We start from the raw sequence: 6,943 nt of genomic DNA on the forward strand, positions 1-6,943 counted from the left end.
GCCTCCGGCGCGGACCAGGCTCCCTCGGCCGGGACGCCCGCCGGTGTGATGCTCGGAGTCAGAGCGGTTTCCTCGATGGAGCCGGCATTGCTCCAGGCCGAGGACATCCCGGTACCGAGCATCGACGGTCCGGACCAAGTACTGATCGAAGTTCGTGCCGCCGCGGTGAATCGAAGCGACGCACTCGCCTGCCGCGGAATCCTTCCGGGGCCGTTCCCTCGCGTTCTCGGGCGAGCCTTCGCCGGCGTTGTAGTCGCGGGCAGGCGCGAGCTCCTGGGCCGTTCCGTCTGGGGAGCGGGTGGCGAGATCGGCCTGTCCTGCGACGGCGCCTACGCCCAGTACCTCGCGGCGGCGGGAACAGCGGTGACCCCGATGCCGGCAGGGCTGTCTTTCACCGAGGCCGCAGCCTCCGCGCTGTCCTACCTCACTGCCGCTGCCGCACTACGGCTGACTGGTCCGGTCGGACGCGAGTCGACGGTGATCGTGACCGGTGCCGTGGGAGGAGTCGGAGCGGCCGCCGCTGATGTGGCCCGCTGGCGCGGCGCACGACGCGTGATCGGCGTCGTCAAAGGGGCCGACGAAGTCAGCCTGGCAGTTGCCGCCGGGATGGACAGGGTGATCGACGCCGATCTGTCACCGGGAGATCGTCTTGTGGACGCCGCAGGACCGGCAGGCGCCACATCCGCCGTCGACGTCGTGGGTGGCCCCCTGACGGCGGACATCACCCGCGCCATGGGCGCGCGCGGCAAGATCTGCCTGCTCAGCAGCCCGCCGCAGGACTCAGTCGCCGCCATCGATCTGCTGGATTTCTACCGCAAGGAACTGCACCTGCTCGGCCTGCACACCGGCCGGCTGACTCAGGCGTCGGCAGCCGCCCGACTGCGCGAACTCGCCCCCGGTTTCGGGGACGGCAGCCTTCGCCCAACGCCTGTCTACGCCACCTATTCCCTGGGAGAGGCAGCACAGGCGTTCGCCGCGGCCGAGCGTGGCGTACACGGACGGCCGGTTCTGCTTCCCCACGGTCCAACCGGTGCCGACACCGTCGGCACCGGCACCAAATGATCGGAGATCCATGCGTTTCGCCAACCACGATGGCCGAGCCACCATCGTCCTGAACGACACCACGGGCATCGACGTCGAATCGGCCAGCAACGGCAAGTTCGGGTCCAACCCCGCGTCGGTCTACGGCGTCTGGGACGTGTTCGTCGACTGGGCAGCCACTGTGAACCCCACGGACAGCGTTCTGACACTCCATCGGTCGCGTCTGGGAGCCCCCTCCCCGGAGCCTCGGCAGATCTTCGCGATCGGCCTGAACTACCGCGACCACGCCGCGGAGTCCGGGTTCGACCTTCCGGACCGGCTGCCCCCGGTCTTCACCAAGTTCCGGTCGTCGCTGACCGGACCCGACACGACCGTCACGCTTCCAGCCAACGGGAAAACGGACTGGGAAGTGGAACTCGTCGTCGTGATCGGGCGGGAAACCAAGGGGGTCGGTAAGGCCGAAGCCTGGGGCAGCGTTGCGGGACTCGCCGTCGGACAGGACCTCTCGGAACGAATCTCTCAGCTACAGGGACCCGCACCGCAGTTCAGCTTCGGCAAGTCGTACGCGGGTTTCGCACCGGTCGGCCCGTGGTTGGTCACGCCGGACGAGCTGTCCGATCCGGACAACCTCGAGCTCGGCTGCGCGATCGACGGCGACGTGGTCCAGCGAGGCCGCACCAGTGACCTGATCTTCGACGTGCCGGAGCTGATCTCATCGCTGTCGCACGGCGTGACCCTCTATCCCGGCGACCTGATCTTCACCGGCACACCCGCGGGAGTCGGCCTCGCCCGTCAACCGCAGCGTTACCTCCAGCCCGGGGAGGAACTCCGTAGCTGGGTCGAAGGCATCGGCGAGATCCGTCAGGTCTTCACCGCCGATCGCTGAACCGCCCACACTGCATCGCAAGGAGGAAAGACCATGACGACGAGCGAACACCCCGCTGACACCGGCGACCTTCTCGAGGTCGATGTATCGACCCTGAGCCGCGAGGAGCTTATTGCGCACAATCTCCGGGTCGTCGAGGCACATTTCCACAACGAGAACCCGGAAAGTGTCGACAAAGCGATCGCGCTCTACACCGACGACATCGTTTGGGAAGCACCGTTCCGTGGTCAGGTGTACAAAGACGCTGCCACCGTGAAAGAAGCCTACCTGGCGATTTTCGAGACAGTGCACTTCAACCGGACCACGACGCTTCGCCGCTTCGCCACCGAGGACTACGTCTTCGACGACCAGATCTGCGACCTCACCGTGGTCGGGGACGGAATGCCGAACCTCGGGTTCAAGCCCGGTGACCGGGTGAGCATGCGCCTCGTTCATTGCTTCGAGATGCGCGGTGGCCGGATCGCGCGGGAGATCGCATACGAGATGTCCCGGGAATTCCGCGGTCCCCGCGATGCCGACGACATTCCTGAAGGAGCTGTCGTCACCGACTACCCCGACGGCCCGCACTACGGGCAGTGGTGAGATCGGCTCTGTCACCCGTTCAGCCGCTCTCCGCCTTCAGGGCGAAAGTACCAGTTGTCTCGTCAAGCTGACCGCTCTGGGCGAGCCCTCGAATCTGAGGGCTCGCCGGCCTGACGGCGATCCATTCAGCTATCACACAGTGAACCCACGGAGAACGCCTTGAACGTCGCCCACCTGCTCGTCGACGGCAGCCGCCGCGCCGGCGGCGCCGACGCCCTTGTCTTCGGGGGCCGCAGGACCAGTTACCCCGAACTTGTCGATCGGGTGGCAAGAGTGGCGGCCGGATTGCGCCGGCTCGGTCTGCGGCCTGGTGATCGGGTCGCGCTGCTCCTGCCCAACCGGCCCGAACTCGTCGAGATGCTCTGGGCGTGTTTCTGGGGCGGATTCGTCGCGGTCCCGCTGAACTGGCACCTCCACCCCGACGAGATCGCCTACGTGGTGGAGCAAAGCGGCGCCGCGGCGATCCTCGTCTCGGCGGAGACCTCTGCCGCGGCGGACATGCTTCCGCCGCAGGTCCGGATCATTCGGGCCACGGCCGCCGAGGGGACGAACGCGAGCACCGCGTATTCAGCCGTACCCGCCGCTCGGCCGCTCGACATGGCGGCCGTCAACGACGCGGATCCAGCATGGCTGTTCTACACCTCCGGCACCACCGGCAGGCCCAAAGGCGCCATGTTGAGTCACCGCAACCTGGCTGCGATGACCGCCGCCTACCACGCCGATATAGATCCGGTTGCTCCCGGCAGTTCTTTCCTGCATGCCGCCCCGCTCACCCACGGCAGCGGCCTCTACCTCCTCCCCGCGATCGGCCGCGGGGCGACGAATGTGATCTCGCCTTCCGGCAACTTCTCGCCAGGCGACTATCTCGGGCAGATCGAGAGCCACAAGATCACACACGCGGCGTTCCTCGCGCCGACAATGTTGAACAGGATCGTGCGCAGCCCTCAGTTCGCACAGTACGACTTGTCGGGCCTGCGCAGCATCGTCGTCGGCGGCGCCCCCCTCTACCAGGAGGACTTGCGCGCCGCGGTGAACGCTTTCGGACCAATCATCACCCAGATGTACGGTCAGGGAGAGGCTCCCATGACCATCACGGTGATGCCCCCTGGGGAAGCCCTCGCTCATCCCGGCTCCTGTGGCCGCCCCTTCGCTGGAATGGACCTCCGCATCGTCGCGCAGGACGGTTCTCCCGTCCCCGATGGAAGTGACGGTGAGGTCATCGTCCGGAGCGCCGTGGTCATGAACGGCTACTGGAAGAACCCGAAAGCCACCGCGGAGACGCTCGTGGACGGTTGGCTGCACACCGGTGACATCGGTCATCTCGACCCGGATGACGGGCACCTCTACCTGACCGACCGTGCGAAGGACGTCATCATCACGGGCGGATCCAATGTCTATCCGCGCGAGGTCGAAGAGGTCCTGCTCACCCATCCGGCAGTGCGTGAAGTCGCGGTTGTCGGAGTTCCGGACAGCGAGTGGGGAGAGTCCGTCGTCGCTTTCGTCGTAACGGACCAAACCCTAGGCGCGGATGAGCTCGTCGAGCTCTGCAAAGCGCACCTCGCTTCGTTCAAGAAGCCGAGGTCGGTTGTCTTCGTCGACGATCTGCCGAAGAACGCCACCGGAAAGATTGTCAAAAGGCAACTCCGCCAGGAGACACACCTGGCAGACCGCCAGATCATTCGGTGACGCCACGGGGAAACACCTCAGCACGACCAGGCCCCCTGAACACCTGAAACCAGACACCACGAGCTGCCGCTTCCGCGCCCCCAACCGGGACCAGCTCGCAGCCAGAAAGGACCCCTGGTTCGATGTCGCGAGAGAACCTGACCCGGCCCGTTCTCGACTCCGTCGGGCGACTCGAGAATCACGATGCGACATCAGAAGCAGGGATGGCCTCCATCACCGTCGGTGTGATCGGCGGGACGGGCCACCAAGGGCGTGGCTTGGCCTACCGGTGGGCGAACGCAGGTCTGTCCGTCGCGATCGGCTCACGAGACGTGGCCAGGGCAGCCGCGGCCGCCAAGGAGCTGCGAGCGGAGTCTGGATCGGGCACCGTTATCGGCCTCGACAATGCCACGTGTGCGGAGATCAGCGATGTCGTGCTCATCGCAGTCCCCTGGGCCGCTCATGACGAGACCCTGGAGACGCTGCGTCCGGAACTGGCCGGCAAGATCGTGATCGACTGTGTGAACCCGTTGGGATTCGACCGGAACGGGCCCTACGCTGCCGACGTGCCCGGCGTCGCGGTGCGGGCCGCTGATCTGCTCCCAGAATCCCGGGTGGTCGCCGCCTTTCACCACGTCTCCGCGGTGTTGCTGAGCGACCCCAAAGTGTCCAGCATGGACCTCGATGTCCTGGTTCTCGGTGACGACCCCAACGCCAACGACGTGGTGTGCAGGCTGGCCGACGCGATTCCCGGTGTCCGGGGCATCCATGGCGGGCGGCTTCGCAATGCGGGCCAGGTCGAGGCACTGACCGCCATCCTCATCGCGATCAATCACCGCTACAAGATTCATGCGGGGTTGCGGATCACGGATTCTCACAACTGACCAACCAGGTCGGGGGCTGTCCATCCGTACCAGCGCACCGATCCGTAGGCCGCCCCGCTCGGCGACGGTCACCTCGCGCAGCGGCAGGCCGGTGATGTCCACCAGCGTCGGCCTCGCCCGCACCATCAAGCTCGACACCACGTACCTGGGAGTCGGCACCGGCATGACGGGCGAGCCCTGCGCCGCCTGCCGGATCAGTTTGCGGCTCGCGCCGCTTGCCCTTCACAGCGGACATGATCGCAATCTGGAGAAATGCCAGTGGTCCTCACCGAGAACTCCATGCGTCGCGCTCTCAAACGCGCCCGGGACGGCGTCGCCCTGGACGTCACCGAGGCCGCCGTCCTGCTCCAGGCGCGCGGCGAGGCCCTCACCGGCCTCGCGGAGTCCGCCGCCCGGGTCCGCGACGCGGGCCTCGACGCGGCGGGCCGCCCCGGCGTGATCACGTACTCGAAGAGCGTCTTCATCCCGCTGACCCGGCTGTGCCGGGACAAGTGCCACTACTGCACCTTCGCCACCGTGCCCGGCAAGCTGCGCCGCGCCGGGCACGGGATGTTCATGTCGCCGGACGAGGTCCTCGACATCGCCCGCAAGGGCGCCGCCCTCGGCTGCAAGGAAGCCCTGATCACCCTCGGCGACAAGCCCGAGGAGCGCTGGCCACAGGCGCGCGAGTGGCTCGACGCGCACGGCTACGACGACACCATCGCCTACGTCCGCGCCATCTGTGTCCGCATCCTGGAGGAGACGGGCCTGCTGCCCCACCTCAACCCGGGCGTCATGTCGTGGACGGACCTCCAGCGCCTGAAGCCGGTCGCGCCCTCGATGGGCATGATGCTGGAGACGACCGCGACCCGGCTGTGGTCCGAGCCCGGCGGCCCGCACCACGGCTCCCCGGACAAGGAACCGGCCGTCCGGCTGCGGGTGCTGGAGGACGCGGGCCGCTCCTCCGTCCCCTTCACCTCCGGCATCCTCATCGGCATCGGGGAGACCTACGAGGAGCGGGCGGAGTCGCTGTTCGCGCTGCGCAAGGTGGCGCGCGCGTACCACGGCATCCAGGAACTGATCATCCAGAACTTCCGCGCCAAGCCCGGCACCGCGATGCGCGGCATACCGGACGCCGAACTGGACGAGCTGGTGGCCACGGTGGCCGTCGCCCGGCACATCATGGGCCCGAGCGCATGCCTTCAGGCCCCGCCCAACCTCGTCGACGCCGAGTACGAGCGGCTGATCGGCGCCGGTATCGACGACTGGGGCGGGGTCTCCCCGCTGACCATCGACCACGTCAACCCCGAGCGGCCCTGGCCGCAGCTCGAGGAGCTGGCGGCGAGGTCCGCGGCGGCCGGCTTCGAGCTGCGTGAACGCCTGTGCGTCTACCCGGAGTTCGTGCGGCGCGGCGAGCCCTGGCTGGACCCGCGGCTGCGCCCGCACGTGAGTGCCCTGGCCGACGCGCAGACCGGCCTCGCCCGCCCGGACGCGGTGCTCGAGGGCCACCCCTGGCAGGAGCGGGAGGAGGTATTCGTCCCCTCCGGCCGTACGGATCTGCACACCGCGATCGACACCGAGGGCCGCACCTGCGACCGTCGCGACGACTTCGACGAGGTCTACGGCGACTGGGCCGAACTGCGCGCCGCGGCCGCCCCCGGCATGGTCCCCGAGCGCGTCGACACCGACGTCCGCCAGGCCCTGGCGACGGCGGCCGACGACCCCACCCGGCTCACCGACGCCGAGGCCCTGGCCCTGCTGCACGCGGACGGCCCGGCGCTGGACGCGCTGTGCCGCATCGCCGACGATCTGCGCCGGGCGGCGGTCGGCGACGACGTCACCTATATCGTCACCCGGAACATCAACTTCACCAATGTCTGCTACACCGGCTGCCGCTTCTGCGCCT

General features: G+C 67.8%; 6 protein-coding genes. All 6 read left to right on the plus strand.

From position 1 onward, the window contains the following. The first annotated feature begins 87 nt into the window (after positions 1–87). Positions 88–1,062 carry a quinone oxidoreductase family protein gene (locus tag KN815_RS00330; RefSeq protein WP_216338972.1) on the plus strand — a complete coding sequence of 325 codons (975 nt, stop codon included), beginning with the start codon at positions 88–90 and terminating at the stop codon, positions 1,060–1,062. A 10-nt stretch (positions 1,063–1,072) separates the two neighbouring features. Then, positions 1,073–1,927 (plus strand): fumarylacetoacetate hydrolase family protein, encoded by an 855-nt coding sequence (locus KN815_RS00335; RefSeq protein ID WP_216338987.1) that lies wholly within the window; start codon positions 1,073–1,075, stop codon positions 1,925–1,927. Positions 1,928–1,960: 33 nt separating this feature from the next. Continuing rightward, positions 1,961–2,509 carry a nuclear transport factor 2 family protein gene (locus tag KN815_RS00340; protein WP_216338974.1) on the plus strand — a complete coding sequence of 183 codons (549 nt, stop codon included), beginning with the start codon at positions 1,961–1,963 and terminating at the stop codon, positions 2,507–2,509. Between the two features lie 159 nt (positions 2,510–2,668). Continuing rightward, positions 2,669–4,195, plus strand: coding sequence for a class I adenylate-forming enzyme family protein (locus KN815_RS00345; RefSeq protein ID WP_216338976.1), 1,527 nt, complete (start codon positions 2,669–2,671; stop codon positions 4,193–4,195). Positions 4,196–4,398: 203 nt separating this feature from the next. Next, positions 4,399–5,058, plus strand: coding sequence for an NADPH-dependent F420 reductase (npdG, locus tag KN815_RS00350; RefSeq protein WP_253208649.1), 660 nt, complete (start codon positions 4,399–4,401; stop codon positions 5,056–5,058). A gap of 252 nt (positions 5,059–5,310) precedes the next feature. Beyond that, positions 5,311–6,943, plus strand: a 1,633-nt coding sequence (gene cofG / locus KN815_RS00355; protein ID WP_216338980.1) for a 7,8-didemethyl-8-hydroxy-5-deazariboflavin synthase CofG, incomplete at its 3' end; no start/stop codon positions are given.

Source organism: Streptomyces niphimycinicus, assembly GCF_018883605.1.
GTDB classification, from domain to species: Bacteria; Actinomycetota; Actinomycetes; order Streptomycetales; family Streptomycetaceae; genus Streptomyces; species Streptomyces niphimycinicus.